15 protein-coding genes are annotated in these 18,402 nt (G+C 73.0%); 14 read left to right on the plus strand and 1 reads right to left on the minus strand.

What is annotated here, in order from left to right; genetic code table 11:
• Position 1: 1 nt before the first annotated feature.
• The 12 genes from AB0435_RS07945 (at position 2) to AB0435_RS08000 (ending at position 14,884) form a co-directional block, all read left to right on the plus strand.
• Entirely contained in the window at positions 2–1,288 is a 1,287-nt protein-coding gene (locus AB0435_RS07945) for a dihydroorotase (protein WP_366426459.1), read from the plus strand.
• A complete protein-coding gene (locus AB0435_RS07950; RefSeq protein WP_366002957.1) occupies positions 1,285–1,857 on the plus strand; it encodes a hypothetical protein in 573 nt (190 codons plus the stop codon). The genes AB0435_RS07945 and AB0435_RS07950 overlap by 4 nt, the downstream gene beginning before the upstream one ends.
• Positions 1,854–3,032 carry a glutamine-hydrolyzing carbamoyl-phosphate synthase small subunit gene (gene carA / locus AB0435_RS07955; protein WP_366002956.1) on the plus strand — a complete coding sequence of 393 codons (1,179 nt, stop codon included), beginning with the start codon at positions 1,854–1,856 and terminating at the stop codon, positions 3,030–3,032. Before AB0435_RS07950 ends, carA begins: the two co-directional genes overlap by 4 nt.
• Entirely contained in the window at positions 3,025–6,336 is a 3,312-nt protein-coding gene (gene carB, locus AB0435_RS07960; RefSeq protein ID WP_366426460.1) for a carbamoyl-phosphate synthase large subunit, read from the plus strand. The genes carA and carB overlap by 8 nt, the downstream gene beginning before the upstream one ends.
• 75 nt (positions 6,337–6,411) lie before the next feature.
• Complete coding sequence (locus tag AB0435_RS07965; RefSeq protein WP_366002954.1) at positions 6,412–7,530, plus strand: quinone-dependent dihydroorotate dehydrogenase; 1,119 nt, start codon at positions 6,412–6,414, stop codon at positions 7,528–7,530.
• Positions 7,527–8,393, plus strand: a complete 867-nt coding sequence (gene pyrF, locus AB0435_RS07970; RefSeq protein ID WP_366002951.1) for an orotidine-5'-phosphate decarboxylase — start codon at positions 7,527–7,529, stop codon at positions 8,391–8,393. Before AB0435_RS07965 ends, pyrF begins: the two co-directional genes overlap by 4 nt.
• 226 nt (positions 8,394–8,619) lie before the next feature.
• Complete coding sequence (locus AB0435_RS07975; protein ID WP_366002949.1) at positions 8,620–8,943, plus strand: integration host factor; 324 nt, start codon at positions 8,620–8,622, stop codon at positions 8,941–8,943.
• A gap of 38 nt (positions 8,944–8,981) precedes the next feature.
• Entirely contained in the window at positions 8,982–9,572 is a 591-nt protein-coding gene (gene gmk / locus AB0435_RS07980; protein ID WP_366002947.1) for a guanylate kinase, read from the plus strand.
• 59 nt (positions 9,573–9,631) lie between these two features.
• Complete coding sequence (rpoZ, locus tag AB0435_RS07985) at positions 9,632–9,904, plus strand: DNA-directed RNA polymerase subunit omega (protein ID WP_004948662.1); 273 nt, start codon at positions 9,632–9,634, stop codon at positions 9,902–9,904.
• A gap of 114 nt (positions 9,905–10,018) precedes the next feature.
• On the plus strand, positions 10,019–11,227 hold the full coding sequence (gene coaBC, locus AB0435_RS07990; RefSeq protein ID WP_366002945.1) for a bifunctional phosphopantothenoylcysteine decarboxylase/phosphopantothenate--cysteine ligase CoaBC: 1,209 nt from the start codon (positions 10,019–10,021) through the stop codon (positions 11,225–11,227).
• 176 nt (positions 11,228–11,403) lie between these two features.
• Positions 11,404–12,627: a methionine adenosyltransferase gene (metK, locus tag AB0435_RS07995; protein ID WP_366002942.1), complete on the plus strand. Its 1,224-nt coding sequence runs from the start codon at positions 11,404–11,406 to the stop codon at positions 12,625–12,627.
• 103 nt (positions 12,628–12,730) lie between these two features.
• Positions 12,731–14,884, plus strand: a complete 2,154-nt coding sequence (locus AB0435_RS08000; protein ID WP_366002936.1) for a primosomal protein N' — start codon at positions 12,731–12,733, stop codon at positions 14,882–14,884.
• Between the two features lie 33 nt (positions 14,885–14,917).
• Here the strand turns inward: AB0435_RS08000 and AB0435_RS08005 are convergent, their stop codons facing one another.
• Positions 14,918–15,421 carry a hypothetical protein gene (locus AB0435_RS08005; RefSeq protein ID WP_366002935.1) on the minus strand — a complete coding sequence of 168 codons (504 nt, stop codon included), beginning with the start codon at positions 15,419–15,421 and terminating at the stop codon, positions 14,918–14,920.
• Positions 15,422–15,679: 258 nt separating this feature from the next.
• Between AB0435_RS08005 and fmt the strand changes: the two genes are divergently transcribed.
• The gene (gene fmt / locus AB0435_RS08010) at positions 15,680–16,618 is read left to right on the plus strand and encodes a methionyl-tRNA formyltransferase (protein ID WP_366002934.1); all 939 of its coding nucleotides are present in this window, start codon (positions 15,680–15,682) and stop codon (positions 16,616–16,618) included.
• Between the two features lie 244 nt (positions 16,619–16,862).
• Entirely contained in the window at positions 16,863–18,299 is a 1,437-nt protein-coding gene (locus tag AB0435_RS08015) for a transcription antitermination factor NusB (RefSeq protein WP_366426461.1), read from the plus strand.
• Positions 18,300–18,402: the final 103 nt, after the last annotated feature.

Below are 18,402 nucleotides of genomic sequence, written 5' to 3' on the forward strand. Positions count from 1 at the left end.
CATGAGCAAGACCCTGATCCGCGGTGCGAAGATCCTCGGCGGCGAGCCCCAGGACGTCCTCATCGACGGCGGGACCATCGCCGCGGTGGGCACCGGAATCGACGCGGGCGACGCCACGGTCATCGAGGCCGACGGCAAGATCCTGCTGCCCGGCCTGGTCGACCTCCACACCCACCTGCGCGAGCCGGGCCGTGAGGACTCCGAGACCGTCCTGACCGGCACCCGGGCCGCCGCCAGCGGCGGCTACACCGCCGTCTTCGCCATGGCGAACACCTTCCCCGTCGCCGACACCGCCGGCGTCGTCGAGCAGGTGTGGCGCCTGGGCAAGGAGTCCGGCTACTGCGACGTGCAGCCCATCGGCGCCGTCACGGTCGGCCTGGAGGGCAAGCAGCTCGCCGAGCTGGGCGCGATGCACGACTCCGCCGCCGGCGTCCGCGTCTTCTCCGACGACGGCAAGTGCGTCGACGACGCCGTGATCATGCGCCGCGCGCTGGAGTACGTGAAGGCGTTCGGCGGCGTCGTCGCCCAGCACGCCCAGGAGCCGCGGCTGACCGAGGGCGCCCAGATGAACGAGGGCGTCGTCTCCGCCGAGCTCGGCCTCGGCGGCTGGCCCGCCGTCGCCGAGGAGTCGATCATCGCCCGTGACGTCCTCCTCGCCGAGCACGTCGGCTCCCGGGTGCACATCTGCCACCTCTCCACGGCGGGTTCGGTGGAGATCGTCCGCTGGGCCAAGTCCCGCGGCATCGACGTCACCGCCGAGGTCACCCCGCACCACCTGCTCCTCACCGACGAGCTCGTACGGAGCTACAACCCCGTCTACAAGGTGAACCCGCCGCTGCGTACCGAGCGCGACGTGCTGGCGCTGCGCGAGGCGCTGGCCGACGGCACGATCGACATCGTCGCCACCGACCACGCCCCGCACCCGCACGAGGACAAGGACTGCGAGTGGGGCGCGGCGGCCATGGGCATGGTCGGCCTGGAGACCGCCCTGTCGGTCGTCCAGCACACCATGGTCGACACCGGCCTCCTGGACTGGGCGGGCGTCGCCGAGCGGATGTCCGCCCGCCCGGCGGAGATCGGCCGCCTCGTCGGTCACGGCCGTCCGGTCGCGGCGGGTGAGCCCGCCAACCTCACCCTGGTCGATTCCGCATACCGTGGACCTGTGGACCCCGCGGGCTTCGCCTCCCGCAGCCGCAACACCCCCTACGAGGGCCGTGAGCTGCCGGGACGCGTCACCCACACCTTCCTGCGGGGACGGGCGACGGTCGTGGACGGGAATCTCGCGTGACATCTGCACTGATCAATCTGGCGGTCGAGGAGAAGTCCCAGGCCGTCACCGACTGGGCCGCACGGATCGGCTGGGTCGTCGGGCTGCTGCTCTTCATCGCGCTGCTCTACTGGCTGATGCGCGAGGGCTGGAAGTGGCGCGGCACGCTCCAGGGCGACCTGCCCGAGCTGCCGGCGGCCCCGGCCACCGCCGCCGAGCCGCGGCTGACGATGGCGGGCCGCTACCACGGCTCCACCACCGCCGGGCAGTGGCTCGACCGGATCGTCGCGCGCGGCCTCGGCACCCGCAGCCGCGCCGAGCTCACCCTGACGGACCAGGGGGTCGGCGTCGTACGGCCCGGCGCCCAGGACTTCTTCATCCCCGCGGACCGGGTGCGCGGCGCCCGGCTCGACAAGGGCATCGCCGGCAAGGTCCTCACCGAGGGCGGCCTGCTGGTGATCACCTGGGAGCACGGCGACCGGGAGATCGACTCCGGCTTCCGCTCCGACCGGGCCGCCGAGCACCCCGCCTGGGTCGAGGCACTCACCCGGCTGCACCACCCGAACCACGACATGGAAGGCGCACGATGACGACCTCCACCAGGGGGACCGCCAAGGTCCCCGCCGTACTCGTCCTGGAGGACGGCCGGACCTTCCGCGGCCGCGCCTACGGGGCCGTGGGGGCGACCTTCGGCGAGGCGGTGTTCTCCACCGGCATGACCGGTTACCAGGAGACCCTGACCGACCCGTCGTACCACCGCCAGGTGGTCGTCATGACCGCCCCGCACGTCGGCAACACCGGCGTCAACGACGAGGACCCCGAGTCGCAGCGGATCTGGGTCGCCGGCTACGTCGTCCGCGACCCCGCCCGGATCCCCTCCAACTGGCGCTCCCGCCGCTCCCTCGACGAGGAGCTGGCCCGCCAGGGCGTCGTCGGCATCAGCGGCATCGACACCCGCGCCCTCACCCGCCACCTGCGCGAGAGCGGCGCCATGCGCGTCGGTATCTTCTCCGGCAACGCCCTGCCCGACGCGGGCACGATGCTCGCCGAGGTGCGCCAGGCCCCCGAGATGCAGGGCGCCGACCTCTCCGCCGAGGTCGCCACCAAGGAGGCGTACGTCGTCCCCGCGATCGGCGAGAAGCGCTTCACCGTCGCCGCGGTCGACCTCGGCATCAAGGGCATGACCCCGCACCGGATGGCCGAGCGCGGCATCGAGGTGCACGTCCTGCCCGCCACCGCCACCGCCGAGGACGTCTACGCCGTCGACCCCGACGGTGTCTTCTTCTCCAACGGCCCCGGCGACCCGGCGACCGCCGACGGGCCCGTCGCCGTGATGCGCGAGGTCCTCTCCCGCAGGACGCCGCTCTTCGGCATCTGCTTCGGCAACCAGATCCTCGGCCGCGCGCTCGGCTTCGGCACCTACAAGCTGAAGTACGGGCACCGCGGCATCAACCAGCCCGTGCAGGACCGCACGACCGGCAAGGTCGAGGTCACCGCGCACAACCACGGCTTCGCCGTCGACGCCCCGCTCGACAAGGCGACCGACACGCCGTACGGCCGGGTGGAGGTCTCCCACGTCTGTCTGAACGACGACGTGGTGGAGGGCCTCCAGCTGCTCGACCAGCCGGCGTTCAGCGTCCAGTACCACCCCGAGGCAGCAGCAGGCCCGCACGACGCCGCGTACCTGTTCGACCGTTTTGTCGAGCTCATGCGAGACAAACAAAACAAGCACAGCGTCCAGCTCATGGAGGGCCAGCGTGCCTAAGCGCACCGATATCCAGTCCGTCCTGGTCATCGGCTCCGGCCCGATCGTCATCGGCCAGGCCGCCGAGTTCGACTACTCCGGCACCCAGGCCTGCCGGGTCCTGAAGTCCGAGGGCCTGCGGGTCATCCTGGTCAACTCCAACCCGGCCACGATCATGACCGACCCGGAGATCGCCGACGCCACCTACGTCGAGCCGATCACTCCCGAGTTCGTCGAGAAGATCATCGCCAAGGAGCGCCCCGACGCCCTCCTGCCCACCCTCGGCGGCCAGACCGCGCTCAACACCGCGATCTCCATGCACGAGAACGGCGTGCTCGCGAAGTACGACGTCGAGCTCATCGGCGCCAACGTCGAGGCGATCCACAAGGGCGAGGACCGCGACCTCTTCAAGGGCGTCGTCGAGGCCGTCCGCGCCAAGATCGGCCACGGCGAGTCCGCCCGCTCGGTCATCTGCCACACCATGGACGAGGTCCTCGCGGGCGTCGACACGCTCGGCGGCTACCCCGTCGTCGTCCGCCCCTCCTTCACCATGGGCGGCGCCGGCTCCGGCTTCGCCCACGACGAGGACGAGCTGCGCCGCATCGCCGGCCAGGGCCTCACGCTCTCCCCGACCACCGAGGTGCTCCTGGAGGAGTCCATCCTCGGCTGGAAGGAGTACGAGCTGGAGCTGATGCGCGACAGGAACGACAACGTCGTGGTCGTCTGCTCCATCGAGAACTTCGACCCCATGGGCGTGCACACCGGTGACTCGATCACCGTCGCCCCGGCGATGACGCTCACCGACCGCGAGTACCAGCGGCTGCGCGACATCGGCATCGCGATCATCCGCGAGGTCGGCGTCGACACCGGCGGCTGCAACATCCAGTTCGCGGTCGACCCCGACGACGGCCGGATCATCGTCATCGAGATGAACCCCCGCGTCTCCCGCTCCTCGGCGCTCGCCTCCAAGGCCACCGGCTTCCCGATCGCGAAGATCGCTGCCCGGCTCGCCGTGGGTTACACCCTGGACGAGATCCCGAACGACATCACGGAGAAGACCCCGGCGTCCTTCGAGCCCACGCTCGACTACGTCGTGGTCAAGGCCCCGCGCTTCGCCTTCGAGAAGTTCCCGGCCGCCGACGCCACCCTCACCACCACCATGAAGTCGGTGGGCGAGGCCATGGCCATCGGCCGCAACTTCACCGAGGCGCTCCAGAAGGCCCTGCGCTCCCTGGAGAAGAAGGGCGCGCAGTTCGACTTCGTCTCCGCGCCCGGCGACAAGGCGGAGCTGCTGGCGAAGGCGGTCGTCCCCACCGACGGCCGGATCAACACCGTCATGGCCGCGATCCGCGCCGGGGCCACCCCGGAGGAGGTCTTCGACGCCACGAGGATCGACCCGTGGTTCGTCGACCAGCTCTTCCTGATCAAGGAGATCGCCGACGAGCTCGCCGCCGTCGGCGAGCTGGAGCCCGAACTGCTCGCCGAGGCGAAGCGGCACGGCTTCTCCGACGCCCAGATCGCCGAGATCCGCGGCCTGCGCGAGGACGTCGTCCGCGAGGTCCGGCACGCCCTCGGGATCCGCCCGGTCTACAAGACGGTCGACACCTGCGCCGCCGAGTTCGCCGCGAAGACGCCGTACTTCTACTCCTCCTACGACGAGGAGAGCGAGGTCGCGCCGCGCGAGAAGCCCGCCGTGATCATCCTCGGCTCCGGCCCCAACCGCATCGGCCAGGGCATCGAGTTCGACTACTCCTGCGTCCACGCCTCCTTCGCGCTCAGCGACGCCGGCTACGAGACCGTGATGGTCAACTGCAACCCCGAGACCGTCTCCACCGACTACGACACCTCCGACCGGCTCTACTTCGAGCCGCTCACCCTGGAGGACGTCCTGGAGATCGTCCACGCCGAGACCCTCGCCGGTCCCGTCGCGGGCGTCGTCGTCCAGCTCGGCGGCCAGACCCCGCTCGGCCTCGCCCAGGCGCTCAAGGACAACGGCGTGCCGATCGTCGGCACCTCGCCCGAGGCCATCGACCTCGCCGAGGAGCGCGGCGCCTTCGGCCGCGTGCTGACCGAGGCCGGGCTGCCCGCGCCGAAGTACGGCACCGCCTTCTCCTTCGACGAGGCCAAGGGCATCGCCGCCGAGATCGGCTACCCCGTCATGGTCCGGCCGTCCTACGTGCTCGGCGGCCGCGGCATGGAGATCGTCTACGACGAGCCGTCGCTGGGGGAGTACCTCACCCGGCACGCCGGCCTGATCTCCGAGCACCCGGTGCTCATCGACCGCTTCCTCGACGACGCCATCGAGATCGACGTCGACGCGCTCTACGACGGCCACGAGCTCTACCTCGGCGGCGTCATGGAGCACATCGAGGAGGCCGGCATCCACTCCGGCGACTCCGCCTGCGCGCTGCCCCCGATCACCCTCGGCGGCTTCGACATCAAGCGGCTGCGGGCCTCCACCGAGGCCATCGCCAAGGGCGTCGGCGTCCGCGGCCTGATCAACATCCAGTTCGCCATGGCCGGGGACATCCTCTACGTCTTGGAGGCCAACCCGCGCGCCTCCCGCACGGTCCCCTTCACCTCGAAGGCGACCGCCGTGCCGCTGGCCAAGGCCGCCGCCCGCATCTCGCTGGGCGCGACCGTCGCCCAGCTGCGCGCCGAGGGCATGCTGCCCAGGGAGGGCGACGGCGGCACCCTGCCGCTGGACGCGCCGATCTCCGTCAAGGAGGCCGTGATGCCGTGGAGCCGCTTCCGCGACGCCTCCGGCCGCGGCGTGGACACCGTCCTCGGCCCCGAGATGCGCTCCACCGGCGAGGTCATGGGCATCGACTCGGTCTTCGGCACGGCGTACGCCAAGTCGCAGGCCGGCGCGTACGGCGCGCTGCCCACCAAGGGCCGCGCGTTCGTCTCCGTCGCCAACCGCGACAAGCGCTCGATGATCTTCCCGGCGCGCGAGCTGGTCGCCCACGGCTTCGAGCTGCTCGCCACCTCCGGCACGGCCGAGGTCCTCAAGCGCAACGGCATCAACGCCACCGTGGTGCGCAAGCAGAGCGAGGGCGAGGGCCCGAACGGCGAGAAGACCATCGTCCAGCTCATCCACGACGGCCAGGTCGACCTGATCGTCAACACCCCGTACGGCACCGGCGGCCGGCTCGACGGCTACGAGATCCGTACGGCCGCGGTCGCCCGCGCCGTGCCCTGCCTGACCACGGTCCAGGCCCTCGCGGCCGCCGTCCAGGGCATCGAGGCGCTCACCCGCGGCGACGTCGGCGTGCGTTCCCTCCAGGAACACGCCACGGCGCTGACCGCCGCCCGCGAGGCGTAGCGACGGAAGGGGGACACCGCAAGGTGTCCCCCTCTTCGCGAGCCCTTCGCCCCTCCTCGCCCAAGAAGGCTTGAAATGTACCGTCTCCTCTTCGACCTGCTCTTCAAGCGCATGGACCCGGAGAAGGCCCACCACCTGGCCTTCGCCTGGATCCGCGCCGCCGCCCGCGTGCCGGTCCTGCGGACCTTCGTCGCGGCCGTCCTCGCCCCCCGTCACAAGGCGCTGCGCACCGAGGCCCTGGGCCTGCGGATGCACGGCCCCTTCGGGCTCGCCGCGGGCTTCGACAAGAACGCCGCCGCGATCGACGGCATGGCGATGCTCGGCTTCGACCACGTCGAGATCGGCACCGTCACCGCCCAGCCGCAGCCCGGCAACCCCAAGAAGCGCCTCTTCCGCCTCGTCGCGGACCGCGCGCTGATCAACCGCATGGGCTTCAACAACGACGGCTCCGCGGCCGTCGCCGAGCGCCTCGCGGCCCGGAACCCTGTCTTCCGCACGACAGTGGGCGTGAACATCGGCAAGACCAAGGTCGTCCCCGAGGAGGAGGCCGTCGCCGACTACGTCACCTCCACCGAGCGCCTCGCCGCCCACGCCGACTACCTCGTGGTCAACGTCTCCTCGCCGAACACGCCCGGCCTGCGCAACCTCCAGGCGGTCGACCACCTGCGCCCGCTGCTGGCCGCCGTCCGTGAGGCCGCCGACCGCACCGTCACCGCCCGCCGGGTGCCGCTGCTGGTGAAGATCGCCCCCGATCTCGCCGACGAGGACGTCGACGCCGTCGCCGACCTCGCCGTCGAGCTGGGCCTGGACGGCATCATCGCCACCAACACCACCATCGCCCGCGACGGCCTGGGCCTTACGACCCCGAAGCGCACCGTCGAGGCCATCGGCGCGGGCGGCCTGTCCGGCGCCCCCCTCAAGGCCCGCTCGCTGGAGGTCCTGAGCCGCCTGTACGCCCGTGTGGGCGACCGGATCACGCTGGTGGGGGTCGGGGGCATCGAGACCGCCGACGACGCCTGGGAGCGCATCCTGGCGGGCGCGACCCTGGTCCAGGGCTACAGCGCCTTCATCTACGAGGGCCCGTTCTGGTGCCGGGACATCCACCGGGGCCTGGCCGAACGACTCGCCGCCGGCCCGTACGCCACCCTCGCCGAGGCCGTCGGCGCCGAGACCCGGAAGAAGGCAGCCGCATGACCCTCGAACCCTTCGGCACCCGGCTGCGCAGGGCCATGGACGAGCGCGGCCCGCTCTGCGTCGGCATCGACCCGCACGCCTCGCTCCTCGCGGACTGGGGCCTGACCGACGACATCGCCGGGCTGGAGCGCTTCACGCGCACGGTCGTGGACGCGCTGGCCGACCGCGTGGCCGTGCTCAAGCCGCAGTCGGCCTTCTTCGAGCGCTTCGGCTCGCGCGGCATCGCCGTCCTGGAGCGGGCCGTCGCCGAGGCCCGGGAGGCCGGCGCGCTGGTCCTCATGGACGCCAAGCGGGGCGACATCGGCTCCACCATGGCCGCGTACGCCGCGACTTACCTCGACCCCGCCTCGCCGCTCTTCTCGGACGCCGTCACGGTGAGCCCCTACCTCGGCTACGGCTCGCTGCGCCCGGCGCTGGACCTGGCGCGCGAGAGCGGCACCGGCGTCTTCGTCCTCGCGCTCACCTCGAACCCCGAGGGCGCGGAGGTGCAGCACGCGGTGCGGGCCGGGGGCGCGAGCGTCGCGGCGACCATGCTGGACCACCTGCGGGCCGAGAACGCGGGCGCCGCGCCCATGGGCTCGTACGGCGCGGTCGTCGGCGCGACGCTGAGCGGCTCGCTCGCCGCCGCGGGGGCCGACCTGGCGATCGGCGGCCCGCTGCTCGCCCCCGGCATCGGCGCGCAGGGCGCGACCGCCGCCGACCTGCCGAAGGTCTTCGGCGCGGCCGTCCGCGACGTCGTCCCGAACGTCAGCCGGGGTGTGCTGCGCCACGGTCCGGACGCCGCCGCGCTGCGCGAGAGCGCCCAGCGGTTCGCCGACGAGGTGCGGACCGCGGTGGAATCGGGCGGCCCGGCGGCGGGTTAGCACCGATCCCGGCCAAGAATTGTCGGGCAGTATGTCCGGAAAAGTCCTGGTCGAGCGAGTCTGACCAGGACTTTTCGTCTGTTCTCGCTGACTGGAGCGGGATCGGCCGCTAGTCTCCGACGAGAGCGAACGTGCAAGCGCGTTGCGCGTTGCTCCGCAGGTGTGGTCCGACTAGGTTCCACACCGGTCCGTTATCCGACAGTTCGATATCCGAGGTGACGTAGGCGTGGCTCTTCCGCCCCTTACCCCTGAACAGCGCGCAGCCGCGCTCGAAAAGGCCGCCGCGGCTCGCCGGGAGCGCGCCGAGGTCAAGAATCGGCTCAAGCACTCCGGCGCCTCGCTGCACGATGTGATCGAGCAGGGCCAGAAGAACGAGGTCATCGGCAAGATGAAGGTGAGCGCACTCCTGGAAAGCCTTCCCGGTGTGGGCAAGGTCCGTGCCAAGCAGATCATGGAGCGGCTCGGCATCTCCGAGAGCCGCCGGGTGCGCGGTCTCGGCTCCAACCAGATCGCATCACTGGAGCGTGAGTTCGGCGGCAAGGCCGCCTGACGTTCCCAGGCACTCCCGGGAACCGGGATAATCACTGCATGAGTACTGCAGTCTCCCGGGGCACGTCCCCCGTATCCCCGGCCAGACAACCGCGGCTGACCGTGCTCTCCGGCCCCTCCGGGGTCGGCAAGAGCACGGTCGTCGCCCACATGCGCAAGGCACACCCCGAGGTGTGGCTCTCGGTCTCCGCCACCACCCGCAAGCCGCGCCCCGGCGAGCAGGACGGCGTCCAGTATTTCTTCGTCGACGACGAGCAGTTCGACAAGCTCGTCGCCAACGGGGAGCTGCTGGAGTGGGCCGAGTTCGCGGGCAACCGCTACGGCACCCCGCGTCAGCCGGTCCAGGACCGGCTGGCCGCGGGGCAGCCCGTGCTGCTGGAGATCGACCTCCAGGGCGCGCGGCAGGTCCGCGAGAGCATGGCGGACGCCCGGCTGGTCTTCCTCGCGCCGCCGAGCTGGGACGAGCTGGTCCGCCGGCTCACCGGCCGGGGCACGGAGTCGCCCGAGGTCATCGAGCGCCGCCTCGCCGCGGCCAAGGTCGAGCTGGCCGCCGAGGCGGAGTTCGATGTGACGCTCGTCAACACCTCCGTCGAGGACGTGGCGCGCGAGCTGCTAGCCTTGCTCCGTTGAACTGGGGGTATCCCCAGACCCCAGAGTTCTTGATCTCCACCCCCATCGGAAGGCAGACAGTGTCCTCTTCCATCACCGCGCCCGAGGGCATCATCAACCCGCCGATTGATGAGCTGCTCGAGGCAACCGACTCGAAGTACAGCCTGGTGATCTACGCCGCCAAGCGCGCCCGCCAGATCAACGCGTACTACTCGCAGCTCGGCGAGGGTCTGCTGGAGTACGTCGGCCCGCTGGTGGACACCCACGTCCACGAGAAGCCGCTCTCCATCGCGCTCCGCGAGATCAACGCCGGTCTGCTGACCTCCGAGGCCATCGAGGCCCCGGCCCAGTAGAGCGGCACCATCGACGTCATCCAGGGCCCGGCAGAGCAGCTGCCGGGCCCTTGGTGTGTCATGGGGTAGGTAGAAGCCACGGAAGTGTGCGAGAGCGCGGGGAGAAGCGAAGCGATGGACAAGCCCAAGGTCGTCCTGGGAGTCAGCGGCGGGATCGCCGCCTACAAGGCGTGCGAGCTGCTGCGCCGCCTCACCGAGTCGGGACACGACGTACGCGTCGTACCGACGGCCGCCTCCCTGCACTTCGTCGGCGAGGCCACCTGGTCCGCGCTCTCGGGCCACCCCGCGGCCACCCAGGTGTGGGACTCCGTCCACGAGGTGCCGCACGTGCGCATCGGCCAGGAGGCCCAGCTCGTCGTGGTCGCGCCCGCCACCGCCGACATGCTTGCCAAGGCCGCCCACGGCCTCGCCGACGACCTGCTGACCAACACGCTGCTCACCGCGCGCTGCCCCGTCGTCTTCGCGCCCGCCATGCACACCGAGATGTGGGAGAACCCGGCCACCCAGGAGAACGTGGCGACCCTGCGCCGCCGCGGCGCGATCGTCATCGAGCCCGCCGTCGGCCGCCTCACCGGCGTCGACACCGGCAAGGGCCGCCTCCCGGACCCCGAGGCGATCTTCGAGGTCTGCCGCCGGGTGCTCGCCCGCGGCGCCCGGTCCCAGGCCGCCGACCTCGCCGGCCGCCACGTGGTCATCAGCGCGGGCGGCACCCGCGAGCCCCTGGACCCCGTCCGCTTCCTCGGCAACCGCTCCTCCGGCAAGCAGGGCTACGCCCTGGCCCGTACCGCCGTGGCCCGGGGCGCCCGCGTCACCCTCGTCGCCGCCAACACCGGACTGCCGGACCCCGCAGGTGCCGACGTGGTCCAGGTCGGCACCGCGATACAGCTGCGCGAGGCCGTGCTCAAGGCCGCGGCCGACGCCGACGCCGTGGTCATGGCGGCCGCGGTCGCCGATTTCCGGCCCGCCCGCTACGCCGAGGGCAAAATCAAGAAGCGGGACGGGCAGGAGCCCGCGCCCGTCGAGCTGGTCCGCAACCCCGACGTGCTCGCCGAGGTCTCGGAGAGCCGCGCCCGCCCCGGACAGATCGTCGTCGGCTTCGCCGCCGAGACCGACGACGTGCTCGCCAACGGCCGCGCCAAGCTCGCCCGCAAGGGCTGTGACCTGCTGGTCGTCAATGAAGTGGGGGAGCGCAAGACCTTCGGCGCGGAAGCGAGCGAGGCCGTGATCCTCGCCCCCGACGGCTCCGAGACCCCCGTCCCGTACGGGCCGAAGGAGACCCTCGCCGAGACCGTCTGGGACCTGGTGGCCGAGCGCCTTTCCTGATACCGCCGGGGTCCCCGCTGAGGCGGGGATCACAGGTCACAGCACTGCGGATCCGCGACGGGATGTCCCAACGGCGGGATCGCCGGATAAACTGGCCTCTGGATCCGCGTCGAGCGCAGCTCTCGGCCGGGTCCGTCAATGATCAGCCAGCAGCCGCTGCAACCCCAGGGAGCGATGTGTCCCGCCGCCTGTTCACCTCGGAATCCGTGACCGAGGGTCACCCCGACAAGATCGCTGACCAGATCAGCGACACCATTCTCGACGCTCTCCTCAAAGAGGACCCGACCTCGCGTGTCGCCGTCGAGACCTTGATCACCACCGGCCTGGTGCACGTCGCAGGCGAGGTGACGACGAAGGCTTACGCCCCCATCGCCACGCTCGTCCGCAACAAGATCCTCGAGATCGGTTACGACTCCTCCAAGAAGGGCTTCGACGGCGCCTCCTGCGGCGTGTCGGTGTCCATCGGCGCGCAGTCCGCGGACATCGCGCAGGGCGTCGACACGGCGTACGAGAGCCGCGTCGAGGGTGCCGCCGCAGGTGAGAAGGTCGACGAGCTCGACAAGCAGGGCGCGGGCGACCAGGGCCTGATGTTCGGCTACGCGTGCGACGAGACGCCCGAGCTCATGCCGCTTCCGATCAACCTCGCGCACCGCCTGTCGCGCCGCCTGTCGGAGGTCCGCAAGAACGGGACCATCCCCTACCTGCGCCCCGACGGCAAGACCCAGGTCACCATCGAGTACGACGGCAACAAAGCCGTGCGCCTGGACACCGTGGTCGTCTCCTCCCAGCACGCGTCCGACATCGACCTGGACTCGCTGCTGGCGCCCGACATCCGCGAGTTCGTCGTCGAGCACGTCCTCAAGGAGCTCGTCGAGGACGGCATCAAGCTGGACACCGAGGGCTACCGCCTCCTGGTGAACCCGACCGGCCGCTTCGAGATCGGCGGCCCCATGGGTGACGCCGGCCTCACCGGCCGCAAGATCATCATCGACACCTACGGCGGCATGGCCCGCCACGGTGGCGGCGCCTTCTCCGGCAAGGACCCGTCCAAGGTCGACCGCTCCGCCGCGTACGCGATGCGCTGGGTCGCCAAGAACGTCGTCGCCGCCGGTCTGGCCACCCGCTGCGAGGTGCAGGTCGCGTACGCGATCGGCAAGGCCGAGCCGGTGGGCCTGTTCGTCGAGACCTTCGGCACCGCCACCATCGACGTCGAGAAGATCGAGACGGCGATCTCCGAGGTCTTCGACCTCCGCCCGGCCGCGATCATCCGCGACCTGGACCTGCTGCGCCCGATCTACGCGCAGACCGCCGCCTACGGCCACTTCGGCCGCGAGCTCCCGGACTTCACCTGGGAGCGCACGGACCGCGTGGAGGCCCTGAAGAAGGCTGCGGGGCTGTAAGCACCTCCGGGGCGACGCCCCGGTCACCGCTGTCCTCGACGCCGGGCGGACTGGATCTCCAGTCCGCCCGGCGTTGTCAGTGCCGTCTGGTAGGACTGTGCCTGTGAGCAGCGACAACGGGCGATCCGGTGGCACCCCGGAGCAGGGGGAGCAGCTGGCGCTGATCCGGGAGAGTGTGCGCGAAGCGAAGGCCAAGGCGCCCAAGGCCAAGCCGCGCACGTGGCGTGGTGCTCCGCTCGCCAAGGAGCTGCCCATCGCCCGGGTGCTCGTCGACAAGGGTCCCGTCCACCTCGATCAGCTCTGGCACTACGCCGTGCCCGCGGAGCTCGATGCCGACGCCCAGCCCGGTACGCGGGTCCGGGTGCGTTTCGGGGCCGGTACGCGCAATGTCCGGGAGGGGCGGCGGGAAGGTGGCGGGCTGCTCGACGGGTACATCGTCGAGCGGGTCGCCGAGTCCGCCTATCAGGGGCCGCTCGCCGCGATCGCCCAGGTGCTCTCGCCGGAGCCGGTGCTCAGCCCCGCGCTCTACGAGCTCTGCCGGGCGGTCGCCGACCGGTACGCCGGCTCGCTCGCCGACGTGCTGCAGCTGGCCGTGCCGCCCCGGCACGCCCGCATCGAGGCGGAGCCCTCGCCCGCGCCGCTGCCGCCGCCGGGGATGCCGGAGCCCGGGAGCTGGGCGCGGTATCCCGCCGGGCCCGCCTTCCTCGACGCCGTGGCCCGGGGGGACACCCCGCGGGCCGTGTGGACCGCGCTGCCCGGCCCGCACTGGCCGCAGGAGCTCGCGGGGGCCGCGGCGGCGGCGCTGTCGGCCGGGCGCGGCGCGCTGGTCGTCGTGCCGGACGGGCGGGACGCGGCGCGCGTCGACGCCGCCCTCGGGGAGCTCCTGGGGGAGGGCCGGCACGTGCTGCTGACGGCCGAGCTCGGGCCCGAGGAGCGCTACCGCCGCTGGCTCGCGGTCAGCCGGGGCTCGGTGCGGGCCGTGGTCGGCACGCGGGCGGCGATGTTCGCGCCCGTGCGGGACCTCGGGCTCGTCGCCGTCTGGGACGACGGGGACGGCAGCCACAGCGCACAGAACGCCCCCCACCCGCACTCCCGCGAGGTGCTCGTGCAGCGCGCGGTCCACGAGAAGGCGTCCTTCCTGCTCGGCGGCTTCGGCTGCACGGTGGAGGCCGCCCAGCTGGTGAACACGGGCTGGGCCCTGCCCCTCGCCGCCGCCCGCGAGACGGTGCGGGCCGTCGCCCCGGCCGTGCGGACCGTCGGCGACACCGACGAGGCGCGCGACGCGGCGGCGCGGGCCGCCCGCCTGCCCAGTCACGCCTGGCAGGCCGCCCGTGAGGGACTCAAGCACGGGCCGGTGCTGGTCCAGGTGCCGCGCCGGGGCTACGTGCCCCGCCTGGGCTGCGAGCGGTGCCGCGAGCCCGCCCGGTGCGGGCACTGCGCCGGTCCCCTGGAGGCCGCAGACGCCGACGGCGCGTTGCGGTGCGGGTGGTGCGGGCAGGAGGCGCCCCCGGGCTGGCACTGCGCGGAGTGCGGCGGCTCCCGGCTGCGGGCCCGGGTCGTGGGCGCGGGACGCACCGCCGAGGAGCTCGGGCGGGCCTTCCCGGCCGTGCCCGTACGGACCTCCGGGCGGGATCACATCCTCGACACGGTGCCCGACCGGCCCGCGATCGTGGTCTCCACGCCCGGCGCCGAACCCGTCGCCGAAGGCGGTTACGCCGCGGCCCTGCTGCTCGACGGCTGGGCCCTGCTCGGCTTCCCCGACCTGCGGGCGGGGGAGGAGGCGCTGCGGCGCTGGCTGTCCGCGGCGGCGCTCGTCCGCGGGCAGGAGGACGGCGGGGTCGTCGTCGTGGTCGCGGAGCCCACACTGCGGCCCGTGCAGGCGCTCGTGCGCTGGGATCCCGCCGGGCACGCGATGCGGGAGCTCGCCGACCGTGCCGAGCTCGGCTTCCCGCCGGTGTCCCGCATGGCGTCGGTCTCCGGCCCGCCGGAGGACGTCGCCGACCTGCTCGCCGCGGCGGAGCTCCCGGAGGACGCGGAGGTGCTCGGGCCGGTGCCCCTGCCGGTCACGGCCGCGGGCCGCACGCGGCGCCCCGGTGACCCGCCGCCGGGGGAGCGGTGGGAGAGGGCCCTGCTCCGGGTGCGCCCCGGCCGCGGCGCGGCGCTGGCCGCGGCCCTCAAGACCGCCCAGGCGGCCCGGCTCGCTCGCCGCGACGGCGAGCCGGTGCGGCTGCGGATCGACCCGCCGGACATCGGCTGACGCGCGGTGCGCCGCCGGCCTGCACAGGCGGGCTCAGCCGTTGCGCGGGCCCGGGAAGGCCGGCGGCCGCGGCTCGTCGCGCGCGACGGAGGACTGGCCCGGCACGGTGCGGGCGGCGGGCACGACCGGCACGGCGGACGGCTCGGCCGTACGGACGGCCTCCGTCCCTTCCGTGGTGGCCTGCCCGCTGGAGCGGCGCGCTCCGTAACGCCGGTGCACCGCCTGCTTGGTGACCCCGAGCGCCGAACCCACCGCGTCCCACGAGAAGCCCAGCGAGCGGTCGAAGTCCACCGCCGCCGTCACCAGCGTCTCGACACTGTCCCGCAGCTCCTGGGCCAGCCGGACGGTCGGTGCGGGTGCCCGCCCGTAGACGACGAAGCCGGCGGAGGGGCCGGTGCGTCGGGGGCGGTAGACATTGCCCAGCTGGGCGGTGAGGGTGCGCAGGGCGTCCACCTGCCTGCGGACCCGCTCGATGTCCCGGACCAGAAGATGCAGGCTGGCCCGTGCCTGGGCGTCGTGGGTTGCGTGGTCGGCCATGAAGAAGCCTCTCGGACCGGCGGGGTAAAAGGACTAAAAAAGGGCGAGAGTTGACATCCAACGCAAGCGGGCCGCGGCAGCGGCCCGTTCCGGTCAATCTCTCTTGACCACAACGCGCCACGGCCCGCCGGGTCACGGTATGGGGGCGCACATCCTCCGGAATGGGGCGCGGGGCGGCCCGTACGCCCCCTGATCCCAGGGCCCCCTAGACTGGTGGGCTGTTCCGTTCGGCGCTCGAGGAGAGGTAGTTCGTCACCCATGAGGCTCGTCTTCGCCGGTACCCCCGAGGTCGCCGTCCCCGCCCTCGACGCCCTGATCGCCTCCGGCCGCCACGAGGTCGTCGCCGTCGTCACCCGGCCCGACGCCCCCGCCGGGCGCGGCCGCCGGCTGGTCGCCAGCCCCGTCGCCCAGCGCGCCGAGGAGGCGGGCATCGAGGTGCTCAAGCCCGCCAGGCCGCGCGATCCCGATTTCCTCGCCCGGCTGCGGGAGATCGCCCCCGACTGCTGCCCGGTCGTCGCCTACGGCGCCCTGCTGCCCAAGGCCGCCCTGGAGATCCCCGCGCACGGCTGGGTCAACCTCCACTTCTCGCTGCTGCCCGCGTGGCGCGGCGCCGCCCCCGTCCAGCACTCGGTCCTGGCGGGCGACGAGGTCACCGGGGCCTCCACTTTCCTGATCGAGGAGGGCCTGGACTCCGGGCCGGTCTTCGGCGTGCTCACCGAGGAGGTCCGGCCCACCGACACCAGCGGCGACCTGCTGACCCGGCTCGCCTTCGCGGGCGCCGGGCTGCTCACCGCCACCATGGACGGCATCGAGGACGGCACTCTCAAGGCCGTCCCGCAGCCCGCGGAGGGCGTCTCCCTCGCCCCGAAGATCCAGGTCGAGGATGCCCGGCTGGACTGGTCCGCGCCCGCGCTGCGCGTCGACCGCGTCGTGCGCGGATGCGCGCCGGCGCCGGGCGCGTGGACGGTCTTCCGCGGCGAGCGGCTGAAGGTGATGGCGGTCTCGCCCACGCCCGGCCGCGACGGCCTCGCGCCCGGGGAGATCGCGGCCGCGAAGAACTCGGTGCACGTCGGAACGGGCTCGCACGCGGTGGAGCTGCTCTGGGTGCAGCCGCAGGGCAAGAAGCCGATGGCCGCCGCCGACTGGGCGCGCGGGGTCCGCATCGCGGAGGGCGAACGGCTCGGCTCCGCCGGCTAGCGGGTTCCTGGGGCCGGCCCTTGTGGTCGGGTGCGAGCCGTGCCGCTGCGCGGCGGTGTCCTCAAACGCCGGACGGGCTGGCGCGGCTGACGCGGGTGGGCAACGCTCCCAACGGGCGGCGCCCGGGTTCGGCCCCGTCCTCGGACGCCGGACAGGTTGATGTGCCCGATCCGGGCGAGCGAGGGCGCCCGGCCCGCACCGCGTAGGCTGGACCCTTCACCACTTACGCCCCGGAGCACCTTTCGTGAACGATCAGGCCCCTCGCCGCCCCGCAAGACCGCACCGCCGGCCCAAGAAGGACCCGGTACGGATCCTCGCCTTCGAGGCGCTGCGGGCCGTGGACGAGCGGGACGCGTACGCGAACCTCGTGCTGCCGCCCCTGCTGCGCAAGGCCCGTGAGAAGGGCAAGGAGCAGGGCGGCTTCGACGCGCGCGACGCCGCGCTCGCCACCGAGCTGGTCTACGGGACGCTGCGCCGCCAGGGGACGTACGACGCGATCATCGCGTCCTGTGTCGACCGGCCGCTGCGCGAGGTCGACCCGCCGGTGCTGGACGTACTGAGCCTGGGCGCGCACCAGTTGCTCGGCACCCGCATCCCGGCGCACGCGGCGGTGTCGGCCAGCGTCGAGCTGGCGCGGGTCGTGCTCGGCGACGGCCGGGCGAAGTTCGTCAACGCGGTCCTGCGCCGCATCACCGCCCACGACCTCGACGGCTGGCTGGAGAAGGTCGCCCCGCCCTACGAGGACGACCCCGAGGAGCACCTCGCCGTCGTGCACTCGCACCCGCGGTGGATCGTCTCCGCGCTGTGGGACGCGCTCGGTGGCAGCCGCGCGGGCATCGAGGACCTCCTCGACGCCGACAACGAACGGCCCGAGGTCACCCTCGTCGCCCGCCCGGGCCGGGCCACCCCCGAGGAGCTGCTGGCGGCGGTCGGCGAGGAGTCGGCGCTGCCCGGCCGCTGGTCGCCCTACGCGGTGCGGCTCGCCGAGGGCGGCGAGCCCGGCGCGCTGGACGCGGTGCGCGAGGGGCGGGCGGGCGTCCAGGACGAGGGCAGCCAGCTGGTCGCCCTCGCCCTCGCGAACGCTCCGCTGGAAGGCGCCGACAGCCGCTGGCTGGACGGCTGCGCGGGCCCGGGCGGCAAGGCCGCCATGCTCGGCGCGCTCGCCGCCCGGCGGGGGGCCGCGCTGCTGGCCTCCGAGAAGCAGCCGCACCGCGCGCGGCTCGTCGAGCGGGCCCTGGCCGGCAACCCCGGCCCGTACCAGGTCATCGCCGCCGACGGCACCCGCCCGCCGTGGCGGGAGGGCACCTTCGACCGCGTCCTCGTCGACGTGCCCTGCACCGGGCTCGGCGCCCTGCGGCGGCGCCCCGAGGCGCGCTGGCGCCGCCGCCCCGAGGACCTCGCCGGCTTCGCGCCGCTCCAGCGCGACCTGCTGCGGGAGGCGCTGCGGGCCGTGCGCGTGGGCGGCGTCGTCGGCTACGCGACGTGCTCGCCGCACCCCGCGGAGACGCGCGCCGTCGTGGAGGACGTCCTCAAGCGGCAGGGCGTGGACGCGGAATGGATCGACGCACGGCCCCTGATGCACGGCGTCCCGGCGCTGGGCGAGGGCCCGGACGTCCAGCTGTGGCCCCACCTGCACGGCACGGACGCGATGTACCTCGCGCTGCTGCGCCGGGTGTCCTGACGGACGGTGCGCCGGTGACGGCGGGTCTGCGGGTCCGGCGCGGCCGGGGCGGATGCGGCGGGCTTGTTCCCCCTGCCCCGCCCCTTCCCGGCTGTGTCTGATG

Origin of the sequence: Streptomyces sp. NPDC051173, assembly GCF_040689515.1 — a bacterium.
GTDB lineage: Bacteria > Actinomycetota > Actinomycetes > Streptomycetales > Streptomycetaceae > Streptomyces.